The following is an 18,493-nucleotide window of genomic DNA, read 5'->3' on the forward strand; positions in this document are numbered from 1 at the left end:
AGCCATGCATCGCCGCGAATGGCGCCTTCGCTGGCAAGCCAGCTCCTACAGCAGGCAGCGTGCGATTAAAGGCTCAGTCGACCAGGGTACAGGCCATCACCAGGGCGTCTTCGCGGCCACCTACTGCCGGGTAATAGTCGCGGCGGCGCCCGACTTCATTGAAGCCATAACGCTCGTAAAGCCGATAAGCGGTCTGGTTGCTGGAACGCACTTCGAGGAAACATTCGCGCGCGTCCTTTTGGTAGGCGCGCTTCATCAGCTCTTCCAGCAGCCGCAGGCCCAGGCCGCGGCCCTGGCTTTCCGGCTTGACGGTGATATTCAGCAGATGCGCCTCGTCAATGATCACCTGGATCACCCCGTGGCCCACCTGCTGGCTGCCTTCGAACATCAGCCAGACTTCGTATGACTTGAAGGCATCCATGAAAATGCCCCGGGTCCAGGGGTGACTGAACGCGGCATATTCGATTTTCAGGATGGCATCCAGGTCCGCCTCGGTAGCCAGGCGGAAGGTCAACGCGTCACTCATTGGTCATTGTGCTCATCAGTGCTTTTCCAGCGCGTCATCAATCGACGCATGGCTTGCCAGACATCAGCCTTACGCTGTGGCTCTTCCATTAATAGTTCCAGGCCGGGCAAGGCCCAGGCCGAACCCAGGCCTTCGACCTGCAGTTCACGGTTGTAGGATTCAGCGTTGGCTTCCCCGGCGAAACGTACGGCCGGCAGACCGATCAGCCACAGGCAGACGCAGGGCTCTTCTTCGATTCGCACGCCGACAAAGGCCTGGACGAAGTCCCGGGCGGCTTCCGGCCCTTGGTCGAGGTTGCCCCGGGTCAGCATCGGCCAGCGCACCGGCTCGGCGAGGATCTGCGGGCTGTCCGGCAGGCCAGCGGCGCGCAGCATGTCCTTGAGCAGCAAGTAGGCCGGGTCGCGGCTCTGGAAGGCTTCGCCTGTGGGTAACTCCACCAGCAGCAGGCAACGGCCGGCCCGCAACAGCTGCAGGGCAAAGCGCGGCGGAGGAACCACCGGCGCCTTGACCACCGGAGCCGGGGCTTCTTCGCCCTCGGCCACTGGCTTGCTGGCTGACTTTGCAGGCGTGGTGGAAGGACGCGGCACCTCGATCTTCGGCCGCTCGACGGTCCTTGCAGCCGCCGCCGGGGCCTTGGCCTCGACCACAGGGGCAGGCGGCGCCTGCACCTCAGGTTCCGGCAAGGCCAGCAATTCAGGACGCGAAGGGGCGGCAAAGGGCAATTCGCTGCGCGGCAGCCAACTGACCACCTGCATGGCGGACAGATAAGCGCGACGACGGGACTCGATAAGCAAAGGTCGGCCACTTGTGGATAACTGAGGTGGGGGATTCTACCGTCCTTCGCCAAAGATCGCCTGCTGTTGATTGCGCGCAAAAGCGACAGTCCGTCTCATACCTGGACCTGGGGGTGAATCGTCGGCCCCCTGATGCAGTACAATCGCCGCTTTTCATTGCCAACCAGCCGGCCATTCCGATGATCGAACCCAAGCGCGTCTTGCGCGCCCTCGCCGAACACTGGGCACTTCTGGAGCCGCTGTGCGAGCACTTCGACCAAGGCACCCTGAGTCTTGCCGAACTGCGTTCACAGCTGTCTGCCCAACAACTGGACAGTACGCCCCAGGACATCACCCACCTGCTGGACGTATGGATACGCCTGGACATCCTGGTCCCGGTGGCGAAAAGCCCGAACCGTTTCGAGCTCAATGCGCAGATCCACGACTTCCTCGCCTACCTGCGCCGTGAACACCGCCTGGGCCTGTGCCTGGAGATCGAAGCCTACCTGCGTCACCTGGAGCGCCTGGCCGGTTACATCCAGGACGCCTTCGATGTGCGCGACGGCAACGACCTGGCGCGCCAGTTGCGGCTGCTGGACATGCGCGTGCGCGATGTCCTGAAGAAGCTCGCCAACGACGAACAGGCCCTGGTGGCCGTGGCCGAGCGGGCCAAGACCAGCGACCGGCAGATTCCCCTGCGCCAGCGCTACGCTGAGGTGCTGGCCACCTGGGACGAATACGTCGAGCCGATGATTCAGTTGGTGAACGCCGACGGCGCCTTCGAACAGGGCGTGCGCAAGGTGGAGAACGTCCTGCTGCGCCTGCTCACCGAGCAACAGCGCCTGGGCCATCTGGTGGACGACGACATGCTGTTGCGCACCCACGCGCGCATCCTGGAAATGCAGACCAGCGCCCAGTTGACCCTGCGTCACGCCCGGGAGCTGCTGCTGCCGTTGCGTGAGGAAGCCCGCCGCCACAACACCGTGACCCGCGGCGCCGCCCTGGCCCTGGCGGCCATCCGCCGCAAGGGCATCGACGCGGTGCCCCAGGCGGCGATGCCGATGTTCACCCGTCCGCAGAGCACCTTCCTCGGCAGCTCCGGCCAGGTGGAAGCCTATGTCTACGCCCTGGCCCGCTTCGAGCCCAAGCCGGCGCGTTTCCCCAAGGCCCACAAGACCCACAAGGGCCTGGCCCCCAAGGCGCCGCGCACGGTTCGGGAAATGCTCGAGCGCTGCGAAGACGCCCTGCCGATGCCGGACCTGATGAGCTGGCTGCTGGACCAGGAACCGGATGGCGCCACCGACGAATTGCTGTACTGGTTCTCCCGCCTGTCCCGGGAAAAACGCTTCAAGCGCGAGCGCCTAGAACGCCGCGACTACCACACCCAGGAGCACCAGGTCAGCCTGCGCTCCTTCGCCCTGCTCTCGGCCCGCGATGACACCGCCGAGCATTCTGCGAGCAACGCCCATGCATCTTGATCTTTCCGAACTGTCCCAGCTGGCGCCGATCTTCCGCGAGCTGTTCAAGGGTTACCACGTCAGCCGCCGCGACCCGGAGCTGTACGCGCAATTGTCGAACTTCCAGGACCAGTACCGCACGCTGTTCAAGGCCCTGGGCTTCGAACTGGTGTGCGACACCCGCGGCTTCTACTACTTTGTCCCCGACAACGCCGCCGCCCAGGTGAACAAGACCGCCCAGCGCCTGGCGCTGTTCACTTTCATCCTGGTGGAGCATCTGGCCGACCAGGGCCGCGACCCGATTGCCGTGCTCGATGGCGGTAGCCTCGGCCGTGACGAACTGCCGTCCTTGCTGGAGAAATACCGCGACCTGTTCATCCAGGCCGAAGTACAGACCCAGGAAGAGCTGGAAGAGAAAATCATGCGCCGCATGACCCAGCTGGGTTTTGCCGCGGAGGAACCGGGGATCTACCGCTTCCTGCCGCCAATGCACCGCTTCCTCGACGTTTGCCTGTCGGTGCAGCAGGACCGCGACCTGGCCGCCAGCCTGCACAGCGTGCTGCCGTTGCCGACCCCGGTGCTGGTGGACAACGACAGCGACGAGAAACTGCTGCAGACCGATGACCCGCTGGACCTGAGCGAATTCGACGAGTCCGAAGAAAGTGAAGAAGACGCGCTGGCCCGGGCCATCGCCGAAGAACAGGAGCTCGACGCATGAGCAAGGAACGCTACGGCATCCGCCGCTTTGCCCTACTGAACACCGCCGGCTACAGCTTGGGCCTGTTCCCCCTGGAAGAGCCGCTGTCGGTCTACGGGGCCAACAACCTGGGCAAGTCGGCGTCGATCAACGCCCTGCAATTCCCGATCCTGGCACGCATGTCGGACATGAGCTTCGGCAAGTACAGCCTGGAACAATCCCGGCGCTTCTACTTCGCCTCCGACACCAGTTACATCCTGGTGGAAGTCTCGCTGCCCCACGGCCCTCATGTGATTGGCGTGGTCGGGCGCGGCCCGGGCGGCGGTTTCGGCCACCAGTTCTTCGCCTACGCCGGCCAGCTGGACCTGGCGCATTACCAGAAGGACGACACCTGCCTGCGGCAGAAAGAGTTGTTCACCAACCTGGAACGCCAGGGCCTGAAGGCCTATGAACTCAAGCCGGATGAACTGCGGCGCCTGCTGGTAGGCGGCCACACCTCAATTCCACTGGACCTGACCCTGATCCCGCTGCGCTCGACCAGCGAGCAGAGCCTGAAGACATTCCGCGCGCTGTTCATCAACCTGCTGCACATGCGCGAGATCACCGCAGCCAAGCTCAAGCAGCTGTTCCTCGATGCCTTCGAGCACAGCCTGCGCTCCGGCAGCGTCGACTACATCGCCGCCTGCGACGAAGCCTTCCGCGATGTGCGGCGCATGGAGCAGGACTACAACTCCCTGGTGGCCGCGGGCCCTCTGGTGGAGGCCCTGGCCAACGGCGTGAAGCAGCGGGACATTCTGCGGGGCAAGCTGCATCGCCTGTCGCCTCTGCTGGATTCGCTGCTGGGCACTTGGTCGGACTACGCCGGCGCGCGCAAGGAAGAGCTGACCATCCAGGCCGAGCACTACCGTAACGAGCAGGACGCGCTGCAAAACGACCAACGCAGCAGCACCCAGGAAATGATGCGCCTGGAACGGGAAATCACCGGCACCCAGCGTTGGCTCGGCGAGCTGTCGGTGCTCAAGCACCGCTTCGCCCTGGTGGATGACGTCAAGGTCCTGGAACAGCAACTGCTGGCGGCCAAGGATGCCCACGATGAACTGGCCGGCGCCCTGGCCCAGTCCCGGCAGTTCTCGGCTGAAGATTTGGAAGAACGCCTGCGGGATCTGGAAAAGCGCCTGAAGTCGGTCAAGCAGCAACTCGATCACGCTGACAACAACAGCTATGCCCGCCTGCGCGAGGAGTTCTCCCAGCAGGACGTGGAGCGCCTGATGCGCCTGTTCAACAGCGCGCTGTTCAGCCTGCCCCTGGGCGAGCACGGCATCGCCCTGGACGACAACGGCGAGTGGGTGAAGTCGGTGGAGCTGATCCTCGATGGCTTCAAGGGCGAGCGTTTCGAAGTGCCGGGGTTGACCATCGACATCTCCCACATCGAGCCGCCAGCCCTGCAGGCCCTGGCTGACCGCGCCGCCCTGCGGGATCAGAAGGAGCGCCTGGAAAAAGAACTCAAGCAGCTCAAGACCCAGGCCGCCGTGGCTGCCGACCGCGCCGCGAGCAAGACCCAGACCGAAGCCCTGTACCAGCAGGTACTGGATGCGCAGAAGGCCCTGGAAGACTTCCGCCGTGCCCAGACCTTGAGCGCCGAGGAAGGCGAGAAGCTGGAGCAGCTGGCGCAGATGGAAGCCGCCCAGGACGAACTCAAGCGCTCCAGCGATGCCTTCACCGAACGCGTCCAGCAACTGTCGGCCAAGTTGCAACTGGTGGGCCGGCAGATCGCCGACATGGAAGCCAAGCAACGCACCCTCGATGACGCCCTGCGTCGCCGTCAGCTGCTGCCCGCAGACCTGCCGTTCGGCACGCCGTTCATGGACCCGGTGGACGACTCCATGGACAACCTGCTGCCACTGCTCAACGACTACCAGGACAGCTGGCAGGGCTTGCAACGGGTCGACGGGCAGATCGAGGCGCTGTATGCCCAGGTACGCCTCAAGGGCGTGGCCAAGTTCGACAGCGAAGATGACGTCGAGCGCCGCCTGCAGTTGCTGATCAACGCCTATGCGCACCGTACCGACGAAGCCTTGACCCTGGGCAAGGCACGCCGCGCCGCGGTGACCGATATCGCCCGAACCCTGCGCAATATCCGCAGTGACTACGACAGCCTGGAACACCAGCTGGCGCTGTTCAACCGCGAGATCAACAAGCGCCAGGTGTCCAACCTGCAGAGCTTCCGCATCGTCCTGGCACCGAACAAGGAAGCCCTCAAGCACATCGACCAGATCATCCACAGCGCCGGCCAGTACGAGGAAGGCGAGACCCTGTCGGTGTTCGACTTGAGCCAGAGCGCCGAGCAGGACAACAAGAACGAAGAGGCCAAGGAGTACCTGGCGCGGTTGGTAGCAGCCAACCACAACCAGTTGGGCCTGAAGGACTTGTTCGAACTGGCGTTCGAGATCACCAAGGTCAACGGCCAGCCGGTGATCCACACCGACATCGATGGCGCGGCGTCCAACGGCACCACCATGACCATCAAGGCGCTGACCAACATGTACCTGTTGCTGCACTTGATGGACCGCGACCAGGCCGGGCGCATTCGTCTGCCTTACTACCTCGACGAAGCGGCGGACATCGACGAACGCAACCAGGCGGCGCTGCTGGAAACCAGCCTGCAGCTGGGCTTCGTGCCGATCCTGGCCAGTGTGAAGCCGCAGGTGTCGGCCCAGGTAGCCATCGACCTGGAAGGCGGCAGCGGACCGAACGGCATCTACATCGACGAGGCGGACTGGAAGTTCATCCGTCGTCACGATCAGGTCAAGGCGACGCTGAACGTGGAACCCGAAGCAGAGGCGGAACTGGACGAAGTCTGATTCCGTAACGCTGCAACGTAAAAGGCCGCGCTCTTGGGAGCGCGGCCTTTTTTATTGGATAGCTTTTGTAGGAGCTGGCTTGCCAGCGAAGGCGTCCTCTAGAAGAACGCAGGACTTGAGGGCCTCTTCGCCGGCAAGCCGGCTCCTACAACAGGGTTACTTGCCCAGGGGGATCTTGGGAGCCCAGGTCAGCCATTCATCCTCGAACTTGTCGAACAGCGGGAAGGTCTGCTGGGGACGGGCCGGGTTGCCCATGCGTTCGCCATCCGGGGTGGCGAAGGCAATGCCGCCCTGGATCAGGGTTTCCAGGGATTCGGTGCGCACTGTGGCGCCCTTGAACAGGCCAAAGTCCACACCAAATCCGCTGCTGTTCCAGAAGCGCGTGCCACCACGAATCAACGGCGCGTATTTGGGTTCGATGAGGATATGGATCAGTACCCGGTCGGCGGTCTGTCCCAGTTCGTAGCCGGTGACCTTGCCCACGGTCACTTCCCGGTAAGTCACTGGGACACCCACCTTCAGCGAACCACGGCGAGCAGCACTCAGCACCAGGCTCAGACCCGCTTCCTGGGAGCTGGCTTCCGGTGGCTGCGGCAAGGCGACAAAGCTGGTTTGCACACCCTGGTTCTTCGCCGCGGGCTGAACCTCGATGTATTGACCCGTCACCAGGGTTTCCAGGTTCGAGGTCTTCATCAGCCCCAGTTCCGGCTTGACCACCCAGAACTGGCTGCCGACCCGGGCAATACGTTCCGGCACTTCGGTGATCCGCGCCTTGAGCATTACCGATTGCAGGTCGGCGCTGAGGGTCACTTCTTCCAGTTTGCCCACATCCAGGCCCTTGAAGCGCACCGGCGTTCCGGCACGCAGCCCATCGGCGCGATCGACCTTGATATTGACCAGGGTGCCGCGCTGCGCCGCCTCTTCCTGGTTGGCGAACAGACGGAACCGCGGAATGCGCTTTTTCAGCGGCACGTTGGGCAGCGGCGTCTCGAAGGCGATGCCGCCGGCCATCAGGCTTTGCAGCGACTCACTCTTGATCTGGATACCGCCAGTGAGGCCGCCCGTAAGGGTAATGCCACTGACGTTCCAGAAGCGCGTCGAGCCGTTGACCAGCCCCTCGTATTCTTTCTCGATATGAACACCGATCACCACTTGCTTGCGGGTGTGGGAGAACTGATAGCTCTGCACCGAACCGACCTTGACCTGTTTGTAGAGAATCGGACTGCCCACCTCCAGGGAGCCGAGATTGTCGGTAAACAGCACCATGTGCAGGCCAGGTGCTCGCAGGTCCAGGGGCGGGGCCTTGGCCCGCGCCTCGAACTCGCGCTGGGGGGCGGCGCCCTTGTCACCGGGGCGAATGGCGATGTAGTTGCCTTTCACCAAGGCCTCGAGCCCCGTGATACCCGCCAGGGAGATCGAGGGTTTGACAGTCCAGAACTGGGTACCCTGGACCAGATAGTCCTCGGCCAGTGGGTCGAGGGTCAGCTCGGCGGTGGCACTAGTCAGGTCGGAGTCGACCTTCAGGGCTTTCAGGCTGCCCACCTGGATGCCTTTGTACATCACGGGCGTGCGCCCTGCCTGCAGGCCTTCGAAATCGGTGAGTTTGACCTTGACCCGGATGCCCGCCTGGGCGGCATCGAAATCTTCGTATAGGCGGAACGGCAGGCTCGGGTCGGTGGGCGGGCTGTCCCTGCGATTTTCCGGAGTGGCGAACGCGATACCGCCGGCCACTATGCTGGACAGGGACTCACTGCGCACTTTTACCCCGGACAGATTGGCGTCGATGCTGATGCCGCTGGCGTTCCAGAAGCGCGTGTGTTTGCGCACCAGATTGGCGTAGGTCGGTTCGATGTAGACCTTGAGCTCGACTGTGTTCTGATCCTCGGAAAGCAGGAAGCTCTTGATCTGTCCGACCTGGATCTGTTTGTAGAAGACCGGACTGCCGCGGCTCAACGACCCCAGGCGTTCGGCCTTGATGGTCAGGTGCAGACCAGGCTTGGCATCCGATAACGGCGGCTCTTCAGCCAGGGCCTTGAACTTGCGCGTGGGCTCTCCTTCTCCGGGATTGACCGCGATGTAATTGCCTGAGACCAGGGTTTCCAGACCGGTGATCCCGGCCAGGCTGACACTAGGCTTGACCAGCCAGAAGCGGGTGTTGGTCTTCAGGTACTGTTCGACATCCTTGTTCATTTCGACCGTGGCAATCACCCCCTTGGAGTTGCCCTCATCGTCCAGAGCCAGAGTCTTGACCTTACCCACAGGCATGCCTTTGTAGACCACTTCGGTCTTGTTGGCCTGTATTCCTTCGCCGCTTTCAAAGCGCAACTGGATCTCGATACCGGTCTGGCTGTAGGCACGCCAACCCAGCCAGCCACCGATGATCAAGGCAATCAGGGGCAGCACCCAGATGGCCGACCAGTTGGAGGCCGGGCGGGTTTTGGCGGTAGGCAAATCACTCATGGTCGTCGTCCGACTCCGTGTTATCCCAGATCAGTCGGGGATCAAAAGTTACTGCGGCCAGCATGGTCAGGATCACCACGCTGGCAAAGGCGACCGCACCGAGATTGGCCTCGATACTGGCCAGCCGGCCAAAGTTGACCACCGCCACCAGAATGGCGATGACGAAAATATCCAGCATCGACCAACGACCGATGAACTCGATAAAGCGGTACATGATAATCCGTTGCCGCGCTGACAGTGGCTGGTGACGCTGCACCGAGAACAGCAACAGGGCAATGCCCACCAGTTTGAAGGTAGGCACCAGAATACTGGCGACAAACACCACGGCGGCGATGGGGAACATTCCATGCTGCACCAGCTGGATGACCCCGGACATGATGGTGCTCGGGTCGCCCTGGCCCAGCGAGCTGACTGTCATGATCGGCAGGACATTGGCGGGTATATAGAGAATGGCGGCGGTAAGCAGCAGGGCCCAGGTACGCAGGATGCTGTTGGGGCGCCGTGGGTGTACCAAAGCTCCGCAACGAGTGCAGGTCTGCCCGTCGCTGTCGGCCTCCTGCCGGTTCAATTCATGGCATTCAGTGCAAATCAGAATGCCTGCATCAATCGCCCGCATGTATGTCTTCTCCCGATAGCGCCTGCCAGACCTGATGAGGCGACATCACCACTTCCAGCCAGACCTGCACCAACAACAGACTGATGAAACACACCAGCCCCAGGCCTACGGTGATGGAGGCCATGTCGGCCAACTTGACGATGGCCACCAGTACGCCCATCAAGTAGACCTCGAGCATGCCCCAATCGCGCAAATGGTGATAAATGCGATAGAGCAGCAAACCGTAACTACGGCCGATGTTCCAGCGGATACTTAGAAGCACCAGAAGTTGGCAAATCAACTTGAGCAATGGAATGCCCATGCTGCACAGGAATACCACCAGCGCTACGCCTTCCATGCCGGTATCGAACAGGCCTTGTACCCCACTCCAGACCGTATCTTCGGAAGACTGTCCCAATAGATTGAGCTGCATGATGGGTAGAAAGTTCGCCGGCACGTAGAGCAATAAGGCGGCGATTACCAGAGCCAGGCTGCGTTCGACCACATTGTGCCGATGGGCATACAGCTCATAGCCACAACGCGGGCACTGGGCTTTCTCGCCAAGGGCGAGCGTTGGCTTGCGCATCAGCAGGTCGCACTCATGGCAGGCAACCAGGTCGTCCAGTGGTAGTTCTGACAACCCGGGGGCGTCAACCGGATCTGGCATAGAGGGCTCTGGAAGTGGAGAAAGTAGCGGCTATTCTAGTGTTCCAATTCGAAAATAACTGTGCAATTTTGTTTGCGAATAAGAGCAATTTTTCTCCACGCAAAAACAAAACCCCAATTGCTTTCGCAATTGGGGTTTCGGAATTTAATCTTGACGATGACCTACTCTCACATGGGGAAACCCCACACTACCATCGGCGATGCATCGTTTCACTTCTGAGTTCGGGATGGGATCAGGTGGTTCCAACGCTCTATGGTCGTCAAGAAATTCGGTAGCCAGACCGTTGCTGATGCAACGTGCCAGCGAATGGGTATGTAATAGATTTGTGTGTTGTGCAAACTTTCGGTTTGTTTCGTCTTCACACACCGCAATCTGGTCTCTTTCGAGTTCGCAAATTGCTTGGGTGTTATATGGTCAAGCCTCACGGGCAATTAGTATTGGTTAGCTCAACGCCTCACAGCGCTTACACACCCAACCTATCAACGTCGTAGTCTTCGACGGCCCTTTAGGGGATTCAAGATCCCAGTGAGATCTCATCTTGAGGCAAGTTTCCCGCTTAGATGCTTTCAGCGGTTATCTTTTCCGAACATAGCTACCCGGCAATGCCACTGGCGTGACAACCGGAACACCAGAGGTTCGTCCACTCCGGTCCTCTCGTACTAGGAGCAGCCCCTCTCAAATCTCAAACGTCCACGGCAGATAGGGACCGAACTGTCTCACGACGTTCTAAACCCAGCTCGCGTACCACTTTAAATGGCGAACAGCCATACCCTTGGGACCGGCTTCAGCCCCAGGATGTGATGAGCCGACATCGAGGTGCCAAACACCGCCGTCGATATGAACTCTTGGGCGGTATCAGCCTGTTATCCCCGGAGTACCTTTTATCCGTTGAGCGATGGCCCTTCCATACAGAACCACCGGATCACTAAGACCTACTTTCGTACCTGCTCGACGTGTCTGTCTCGCAGTCAAGCGCGCTTTTGCCTTTATACTCTACGACCGATTTCCGACCGGTCTGAGCGCACCTTCGTACTCCTCCGTTACTCTTTAGGAGGAGACCGCCCCAGTCAAACTACCCACCATACACTGTCCTCGATCCGGATAACGGACCTGAGTTAGAACCTCAAAGTTGCCAGGGTGGTATTTCAAGGATGGCTCCACGCAAACTGGCGTTCACGCTTCAAAGCCTCCCACCTATCCTACACAAGCAAATTCAAAGTCCAGTGCAAAGCTATAGTAAAGGTTCACGGGGTCTTTCCGTCTAGCCGCGGATACACTGCATCTTCACAGCGATTTCAATTTCACTGAGTCTCGGGTGGAGACAGCGCCGCCATCGTTACGCCATTCGTGCAGGTCGGAACTTACCCGACAAGGAATTTCGCTACCTTAGGACCGTTATAGTTACGGCCGCCGTTTACCGGGGCTTCGATCAAGAGCTTCGCGTTAGCTAACCCCATCAATTAACCTTCCGGCACCGGGCAGGCGTCACACCCTATACGTCCACTTTCGTGTTTGCAGAGTGCTGTGTTTTTAATAAACAGTCGCAGCGGCCTGGTATCTTCGACCGGCATGAGCTTACGGAGCAAGTCCTTCACCCTCACCGGCGCACCTTCTCCCGAAGTTACGGTGCCATTTTGCCTAGTTCCTTCACCCGAGTTCTCTCAAGCGCCTTGGTATTCTCTACCCAACCACCTGTGTCGGTTTGGGGTACGGTTCCTAGTTATCTGAAGCTTAGAAGCTTTTCTTGGAAGCATGGCATCAACCACTTCGTCACCTAAAAGGTAACTCGTCATCAGCTCTCGGCCTTAGAACCCCGGATTTACCTAAGATTCCAGCCTACCACCTTAAACTTGGACAACCAACGCCAAGCTGGCCTAGCCTTCTCCGTCCCTCCATCGCAATAACTAGAAGTACAGGAATATTAACCTGTTTTCCATCGACTACGCTTTTCAGCCTCGCCTTAGGGACCGACTAACCCTGCGTCGATTAACGTTGCGCAGGAAACCTTGGTCTTTCGGCGTGGGTGTTTTTCACACCCATTGTCGTTACTCATGTCAGCATTCGCACTTCTGATACCTCCAGCAAGCTTCTCAACTCACCTTCACAGGCTTACAGAACGCTCCTCTACCGCATCACTTACGTGATACCCGTAGCTTCGGTGTATGGTTTGAGCCCCGTTACATCTTCCGCGCAGGCCGACTCGACTAGTGAGCTATTACGCTTTCTTTAAAGGGTGGCTGCTTCTAAGCCAACCTCCTAGCTGTCTAAGCCTTCCCACATCGTTTCCCACTTAACCATAACTTTGGGACCTTAGCTGACGGTCTGGGTTGTTTCCCTTTTCACGACGGACGTTAGCACCCGCCGTGTGTCTCCCATGCTCGGCACTTGTAGGTATTCGGAGTTTGCATCGGTTTGGTAAGTCGGGATGACCCCCTAGCCGAAACAGTGCTCTACCCCCTACAGTGATACATGAGGCGCTACCTAAATAGCTTTCGAGGAGAACCAGCTATCTCCGAGCTTGATTAGCCTTTCACTCCGATCCACAGGTCATCCGCTAACTTTTCAACGGTAGTCGGTTCGGTCCTCCAGTCAGTGTTACCTAACCTTCAACCTGCCCATGGATAGATCGCCCGGTTTCGGGTCTATTCCCAGCGACTAGACGCCCTATTAAGACTCGCTTTCGCTACGCCTCCCCTATTCGGTTAAGCTCGCCACTGAAAATAAGTCGCTGACCCATTATACAAAAGGTACGCAGTCACAGAACAAAGTCTGCTCCCACTGCTTGTACGCATACGGTTTCAGGATCTATTTCACTCCCCTCTCCGGGGTTCTTTTCGCCTTTCCCTCACGGTACTAGTTCACTATCGGTCAGTCAGTAGTATTTAGCCTTGGAGGATGGTCCCCCCATATTCAGACAAGGTTTCTCGTGCCCCGTCCTACTCGATTTCATGACTAAGAGATTTTCGCGTACAGGGCTATCACCCACTATGGCCGCACTTTCCAGAGCGTTCCGCTAATCTCAAAGCCACTTAAGGGCTAGTCCCCGTTCGCTCGCCACTACTAAGGGAATCTCGGTTGATTTCTTTTCCTCAGGGTACTTAGATGTTTCAGTTCCCCTGGTTCGCCTCTTGCACCTATGTATTCAGTACAAGATAACCATCTTATGATGGCTGGGTTCCCCCATTCAGAGATCTCCGGATCAAAGTCTGTTTGCCGACTCCCCGAAGCTTATCGCAGGCTACCACGTCTTTCATCGCCTCTGACTGCCAAGGCATCCACCGTATGCGCTTCTTCACTTGACCATATAACCCCAAGCAATCTGGTTATACTATGAAGACGACATTCGCCGAAAATTTGCAATTTAACTCACAAATTTTACCTTAGCCTGATCCGTTACCAGTGAAAGTAACGTTCAGTCTATCTTTCTATCACATACCCAAATTTTTAAAGAACGATCTAATCAAAAGACTAGAAATCAACATTCAAGCAGAATGCTCATTTCTAAGCTTTCAGAAGCAGTTTATGGTGGAGCCAAGCGGGATCGAACCGCTGACCTCCTGCGTGCAAGGCAGGCGCTCTCCCAGCTGAGCTATGGCCCCATAACAAAATTGGTGGGTCTGGGCAGATTCGAACTGCCGACCTCACCCTTATCAGGGGTGCGCTCTAACCAACTGAGCTACAGACCCAATTTCGAGCTTGTAACTGTTAGCTTGGAGCTATCAGCTTGGAGCTTAAAGCTGCTTCTATCGTCTTCTTCAATGAATCAAGCAATTCGTGTGGGAGCTTATGAAGCAGCTGATGTCGTCGATTAAGGAGGTGATCCAGCCGCAGGTTCCCCTACGGCTACCTTGTTACGACTTCACCCCAGTCATGAATCACACCGTGGTAACCGTCCTCCCGAAGGTTAGACTAGCTACTTCTGGTGCAACCCACTCCCATGGTGTGACGGGCGGTGTGTACAAGGCCCGGGAACGTATTCACCGCGACATTCTGATTCGCGATTACTAGCGATTCCGACTTCACGCAGTCGAGTTGCAGACTGCGATCCGGACTACGATCGGTTTTATGGGATTAGCTCCACCTCGCGGCTTGGCAACCCTTTGTACCGACCATTGTAGCACGTGTGTAGCCCAGGCCGTAAGGGCCATGATGACTTGACGTCATCCCCACCTTCCTCCGGTTTGTCACCGGCAGTCTCCTTAGAGTGCCCACCATAACGTGCTGGTAACTAAGGACAAGGGTTGCGCTCGTTACGGGACTTAACCCAACATCTCACGACACGAGCTGACGACAGCCATGCAGCACCTGTCTCAATGTTCCCGAAGGCACCAATCTATCTCTAGAAAGTTCATTGGATGTCAAGGCCTGGTAAGGTTCTTCGCGTTGCTTCGAATTAAACCACATGCTCCACCGCTTGTGCGGGCCCCCGTCAATTCATTTGAGTTTTAACCTTGCGGCCGTACTCCCCAGGCGGTCAACTTAATGCGTTAGCTGCGCCACTAAGAGCTCAAGGCTCCCAACGGCTAGTTGACATCGTTTACGGCGTGGACTACCAGGGTATCTAATCCTGTTTGCTCCCCACGCTTTCGCACCTCAGTGTCAGTATCAGTCCAGGTGGTCGCCTTCGCCACTGGTGTTCCTTCCTATATCTACGCATTTCACCGCTACACAGGAAATTCCACCACCCTCTACCATACTCTAGCTTGCCAGTTTTGGATGCAGTTCCCAGGTTGAGCCCGGGGCTTTCACATCCAACTTAACAAACCACCTACGCGCGCTTTACGCCCAGTAATTCCGATTAACGCTTGCACCCTCTGTATTACCGCGGCTGCTGGCACAGAGTTAGCCGGTGCTTATTCTGTCGGTAACGTCAAAACAATCACGTATTAGGTAACTGCCCTTCCTCCCAACTTAAAGTGCTTTACAATCCGAAGACCTTCTTCACACACGCGGCATGGCTGGATCAGGCTTTCGCCCATTGTCCAATATTCCCCACTGCTGCCTCCCGTAGGAGTCTGGACCGTGTCTCAGTTCCAGTGTGACTGATCATCCTCTCAGACCAGTTACGGATCGTCGCCTTGGTGAGCCATTACCTCACCAACTAGCTAATCCGACCTAGGCTCATCTAATAGCGTGAGGTCCGAAGATCCCCCACTTTCTCCCGTAGGACGTATGCGGTATTAGCGCCCGTTTCCGGACGTTATCCCCCACTACTAGGCAGATTCCTAGGCATTACTCACCCGTCCGCCGCTCGCCACCAGGTACAAGTACCCGTGCTGCCGCTCGACTTGCATGTGTTAGGCCTGCCGCCAGCGTTCAATCTGAGCCATGATCAAACTCTTCAGTTCAAACATCTTTGGGTTTTGAGAAAACCCTAAACTTGGCTCAGCAATCGTTGGTTACATCTTTGATTTCTCGCGGAGTAACTTGTGATGCTGATAATCTTTTTGACTATCAGTCTGACTCCACAAGCACCCACACGAATTGCTTGATTCAGTTGTTAAAGAGCGGTTGGTTAAGATCTTTCGCCTCAACCGAGGCGCGCATTCTACAGCAGCCTCACTTGCTGTCAAGTGATTTTTTTAAGAAGTTTTCAAAGTTTCCTTTTTAACTTCAACCACTTGCGCTTCCGATCTCTCGTTAGCGGGAGGCGAATTCTACAGCGTTACACGCTGCTGTCAACACCTCTTTTTAACCGCTTTCGACCGAGAGGATCGAATCGTTAATAAGGCGAAAACACACTGCCTTACCAACTGCTTCTGGCTTCGATGAACTGAAGCGTAACCGCTGCCGAAAACCGCGTAACTCGTTGAATCTCAAGGAGTTTTCCGTTTCGACTGCGCCGGAAGTGGGGCGAATTATAGACCTGTAGAATCTGCCGTCAAGGGTTAATTACGCTTTTGTTGCAGAAGATGCTTTTTTAGCAAGAACCCGAGGAATCCGGCGCATGACTGACGGCACGCGCAACAACAGTAATAACGCACCTATAGATGCATACACCGCCCACTCCTTCAGATCGGCCCGGACAATCCAGAGCATATGCAGCAATCCAAGCCCGAGAATGAAATACACCAACCGATGCAGCTTTTTCCAGCGCGTGCCCAGTCGGCGCTGACTGTAACGATTGGACGTGACCGCCAACAGCAATAGAAAGACGAAGCCTAGACTACCGACAAAGATATATGGCCGCTTGCGCAGCTCTACGCCCAACTGCGACCAATCCAAACCGAGAATGAATACGCCGTAGGCACACAAGTGCAACACGACATAGGCGAAACACCACAACCCTAACTGCCTGCGCACCGCTATCCAACCCGCCCACCCAGTAAGACGCTGCAACGGCGTCATACTTAAGGTGATCAACAGCAACACCAAAGTACCCAAGCCCAGACGATCAACCAAAACCTTGCCGGGGTCTGGCCCCAACACCGAAGCCCAGGCCTCATAAAGCCAATACAGGGGCCAGACAGCCGCAGCAATAAAGACGACGACACGCCAGAGCGAATAACGCATCAGTAATTTTTCCGAAGGTCCATGCCGCTATATAGAGAAGCAACCTCGTCCGAGTAGCCATTGAACATCTGCGTTTCTCTTACGTTAGGACTGAACAGCCCACTCGGCAGACGACGCTCCCGTGCCTGAGTCCACCGAGGATGATCAACAGCCGGGTTCACATTTGCGTAGAAACCATACTCGTTGGCCGCAATGCTCTGCCATGTAGTCTTCGGCTGCTCACTGACCAGGCTGATACGCACAATCGACTTCACACTCTTGAAGCCATACTTCCAAGGCACCACCAGTCGCAGAGGCGCACCATTCTGGTTAGGCAGCTCACGCCCATACATCCCTACCGCAAGAATTGCCAATGGATGCATCGCCTCATCAAGACGCAAGCCTTCGACATAGGGCCAGTCGATCAAGGCAAAACCGGAACGCTGACCCGGCATGCTCTTAGGGTCCTGCAGTGTTTCAAAACGAATGAACTTGGCTTTACTGGTTGGCTCCACCTGCTTGAGCAACGCTGAGATTGGAAAGCCTATCCAGGGAATCACCATCGACCAGGCTTCTACACAGCGAAGTCGATAAATACGCTCCTCCAGCGAGTAGGGCTTCATGAAATCTTCGAGGGTATAGCGTCCAGGCTTGGCGACCTCACCATCAACCACCACACTCCATGGTTCGGTCTTGAGCGCACCCGCGCTGGCCGCCGGATCCCCCTTATCCGTACCGAACTCATAGAAGTTGTTGTAGTGGGTCGCATCCTTGAAAGGCGTGATCGCCTCCCCCTTGACTGTTACGGCTTGCCACTGGGTGCTGGTCAGCTTGTCAGAGAACCACGCAGGCGCACGGCCAGGCTCCACGTCGGCGTAACGCGCCACATCCTGTGCAACTGCCCAACGCGGCAAACCGGCAAAAGCCATGCCTGCAACCGCACCACCCAGCAAGCTGCGTCGAGAGAGATAAAGAGATTCAGGCGTGACATCCGACTCAAGGCAGTCGGACGCTTTGGGAAATTTGAACAACATGGCAACTCCGCAGTATTGGAGGACAGATGTACCAATAGACTGCGGAGTATGGAGGAAATTACATCACTCGGCGCTTTTGCGGCGACGCAGGTGCAACAGGTACTGGATAGGGCCCGAAGCTGCATAAGCCAAGAACACCAGCAGCAGAATACGTGGCGGATCGCTGAACACCACGGCAAACACCAGCACTACTGCCAGAATCGCTACAAAGGGTACCCGCCCTTTCAGATCCAGGTCCTTGAAGCTGTTGTACTTGATATTGCTGACCATCAACATGCCTGCCGCCGCCACCATCAGCGCCACCAGAAACGACATCTTCGAACCCTGGATACCGTAGTCACTGAAAGCCCAGACAATACCCGCCACCACACCCGCCGCCGCAGGGCTGGCCAGACCAATGAAGTAACGCTTATCAGCAGTTCCCACCTGAGTGTTGAAACGTGCCAGGCGCAGTGCAGCACCCGCCACATAGATAAAGGCGACCATCCAGCCGACCTTACCCATATCGCCAAGAGCCCAACCGAAGGCAAGCAATGCCGGCGCTACGCCAAATGCAACCATATCCGACAGTGAATCGTACTCGGCGCCGAAAGCACTTTGGGTATTGGTCATACGAGCTACACGCCCATCCAAACCGTCAAGGACCATAGCGACAAAGATCGCAATAGCGGCAAAGGCAAAGTACTTGCTCGCCCCCGCCGTGTCCCCGGCACTCAGCGCACTCTGGGCACTCATGGAACTGATAATGGAATAGAACCCCGCGAACAGGTTCGCAGTGGTGAACAGATTCGGCAGAAGATAGATACCACGATGCCGGACTTTACGGCCTTCAGCGTCATGCCCTTCTTCGACATGCTCATCGATCGGTAGCAGGCTTTCGGCGTCAGAGGCCTGGTTTGGCTCTTCGGGACGTTCGCTCATGGACAAATAC

At 57.6% G+C, this 18,493-nt stretch carries 11 protein-coding genes, 2 tRNA genes and 3 rRNA genes; 3 read left to right on the forward strand and 13 right to left on the reverse strand.

The genetic code is table 11. The features are described 5' to 3' along the window. Nucleotides 1-73: 73 nt before the first annotated feature. Together rimI and WIN67_RS26000 are read right to left on the reverse strand one after the other, a co-directional pair. On the reverse strand, nt 74-526 hold the full coding sequence (gene rimI / locus WIN67_RS25995; RefSeq protein ID WP_047285456.1) for a ribosomal protein S18-alanine N-acetyltransferase: 453 nt from the start codon (nt 524-526) through the stop codon (nt 74-76). Beyond that, nucleotides 523-1,320 (reverse strand): energy transducer TonB, encoded by a 798-nt coding sequence (locus tag WIN67_RS26000; RefSeq protein WP_110596293.1) that lies wholly within the window; start codon nt 1,318-1,320, stop codon nt 523-525. Before WIN67_RS26000 ends, rimI begins: the two co-directional genes overlap by 4 nt. 179 nt (nt 1,321-1,499) lie before the next feature. Here WIN67_RS26000 and mksB point away from each other — a divergent pair, with 179 nt between their 5' ends. Genes mksB through mksF form a run of 3 tightly spaced genes read left to right on the forward strand, consistent with a single transcriptional unit; the run spans nt 1,500 to nt 6,314 of the window. Beyond that, on the forward strand, nt 1,500-2,777 hold the full coding sequence (gene mksB / locus WIN67_RS26005) for an Mks condensin complex protein MksB (protein WP_339070230.1): 1,278 nt from the start codon (nt 1,500-1,502) through the stop codon (nt 2,775-2,777). Continuing rightward, complete coding sequence (mksE, locus tag WIN67_RS26010) at nt 2,767-3,474, forward strand: Mks condensin complex protein MksE (protein ID WP_015637041.1); 708 nt, start codon at nt 2,767-2,769, stop codon at nt 3,472-3,474. The genes mksB and mksE overlap by 11 nt, the downstream gene beginning before the upstream one ends. Next, nucleotides 3,471-6,314, forward strand: a complete 2,844-nt coding sequence (gene mksF / locus WIN67_RS26015) for an Mks condensin complex protein MksF (RefSeq protein WP_060844649.1) — start codon at nt 3,471-3,473, stop codon at nt 6,312-6,314. Before mksE ends, mksF begins: the two co-directional genes overlap by 4 nt. A gap of 156 nt (nt 6,315-6,470) precedes the next feature. Here the strand turns inward: mksF and WIN67_RS26020 are convergent, their stop codons facing one another. From WIN67_RS26020 to pssA, 11 genes are all read right to left on the reverse strand, one after another. Next, nucleotides 6,471-8,774 (reverse strand): PqiB family protein, encoded by a 2,304-nt coding sequence (locus WIN67_RS26020; RefSeq protein ID WP_110596290.1) that lies wholly within the window; start codon nt 8,772-8,774, stop codon nt 6,471-6,473. After that, the gene (locus tag WIN67_RS26025) at nt 8,767-9,390 is read right to left on the reverse strand and encodes a paraquat-inducible protein A (protein WP_102860187.1); all 624 of its coding nucleotides are present in this window, start codon (nt 9,388-9,390) and stop codon (nt 8,767-8,769) included. The genes WIN67_RS26020 and WIN67_RS26025 overlap by 8 nt, the downstream gene beginning before the upstream one ends. Next, nucleotides 9,377-10,036, reverse strand: coding sequence for a paraquat-inducible protein A (locus tag WIN67_RS26030; protein ID WP_102860186.1), 660 nt, complete (start codon nt 10,034-10,036; stop codon nt 9,377-9,379). Before WIN67_RS26030 ends, WIN67_RS26025 begins: the two co-directional genes overlap by 14 nt. 148 nt (nt 10,037-10,184) lie before the next feature. Next, a 5S ribosomal RNA gene (gene rrf, locus WIN67_RS26035) occupies nt 10,185-10,300 on the reverse strand. Between the two features lie 146 nt (nt 10,301-10,446). Beyond that, a 23S ribosomal RNA gene (locus tag WIN67_RS26040) occupies nt 10,447-13,338 on the reverse strand. 221 nt (nt 13,339-13,559) lie between these two features. Continuing rightward, nucleotides 13,560-13,635: transfer RNA gene (locus tag WIN67_RS26045), tRNA-Ala, on the reverse strand. A 10-nt stretch (nt 13,636-13,645) separates the two neighbouring features. Then, nucleotides 13,646-13,722 (reverse strand) — tRNA-Ile (locus WIN67_RS26050). A 123-nt stretch (nt 13,723-13,845) separates the two neighbouring features. Further along, nucleotides 13,846-15,384: ribosomal RNA gene (locus tag WIN67_RS26055) — 16S ribosomal RNA — on the reverse strand. Together the 16S, 23S and 5S rRNA genes with 2 tRNA genes alongside form the textbook arrangement of a ribosomal RNA operon. A gap of 544 nt (nt 15,385-15,928) precedes the next feature. Further along, entirely contained in the window at nt 15,929-16,549 is a 621-nt protein-coding gene (gene msrQ, locus WIN67_RS26060) for a protein-methionine-sulfoxide reductase heme-binding subunit MsrQ (RefSeq protein ID WP_102882213.1), read from the reverse strand. Continuing rightward, nucleotides 16,549-17,562 carry a protein-methionine-sulfoxide reductase catalytic subunit MsrP gene (gene msrP / locus WIN67_RS26065; protein WP_339070231.1) on the reverse strand — a complete coding sequence of 338 codons (1,014 nt, stop codon included), beginning with the start codon at nt 17,560-17,562 and terminating at the stop codon, nt 16,549-16,551. The genes msrQ and msrP overlap by 1 nt, the downstream gene beginning before the upstream one ends. Before the next feature lie 63 nt (nt 17,563-17,625). Then, a complete protein-coding gene (gene pssA, locus WIN67_RS26070) occupies nt 17,626-18,483 on the reverse strand; it encodes a CDP-diacylglycerol--serine O-phosphatidyltransferase (protein ID WP_102865505.1) in 858 nt (285 codons plus the stop codon). Nucleotides 18,484-18,493 lie beyond the last annotated feature (10 nt).

The organism is Pseudomonas idahonensis (genome assembly GCF_037903935.1).
Lineage (GTDB): Bacteria > Pseudomonadota > Gammaproteobacteria > Pseudomonadales > Pseudomonadaceae > Aquipseudomonas > Aquipseudomonas danubii.

Bases quoted from the DNA above. Each gene is read 5' to 3' on its own strand.
- rimI (WP_047285456.1), bottom strand. From the start codon at position 526: ATGAGTGACGCGTTGACCTTCCGCCTGGCTACCGAGGCGGACCTGGAT.
- mksB (WP_339070230.1), top strand. From the start codon at position 1,500: ATGATCGAACCCAAGCGCGTCTTGCGCGCCCTCGCCGAACACTGGGCA.
- mksE (WP_015637041.1), top strand. From the start codon at position 2,767: ATGCATCTTGATCTTTCCGAACTGTCCCAGCTGGCGCCGATCTTCCGC.
- mksF (WP_060844649.1), top strand. From the start codon at position 3,471: ATGAGCAAGGAACGCTACGGCATCCGCCGCTTTGCCCTACTGAACACC.
- WIN67_RS26020 (WP_110596290.1), bottom strand. From the start codon at position 8,774: ATGAGTGATTTGCCTACCGCCAAAACCCGCCCGGCCTCCAACTGGTCG.
- WIN67_RS26025 (WP_102860187.1), bottom strand. From the start codon at position 9,390: ATGCGGGCGATTGATGCAGGCATTCTGATTTGCACTGAATGCCATGAA.
- WIN67_RS26030 (WP_102860186.1), bottom strand. From the start codon at position 10,036: ATGCCAGATCCGGTTGACGCCCCCGGGTTGTCAGAACTACCACTGGAC.
- msrQ (WP_102882213.1), bottom strand. From the start codon at position 16,549: ATGCGTTATTCGCTCTGGCGTGTCGTCGTCTTTATTGCTGCGGCTGTC.
- msrP (WP_339070231.1), bottom strand. From the start codon at position 17,562: ATGTTGTTCAAATTTCCCAAAGCGTCCGACTGCCTTGAGTCGGATGTC.
- pssA (WP_102865505.1), bottom strand. From the start codon at position 18,483: ATGAGCGAACGTCCCGAAGAGCCAAACCAGGCCTCTGACGCCGAAAGC.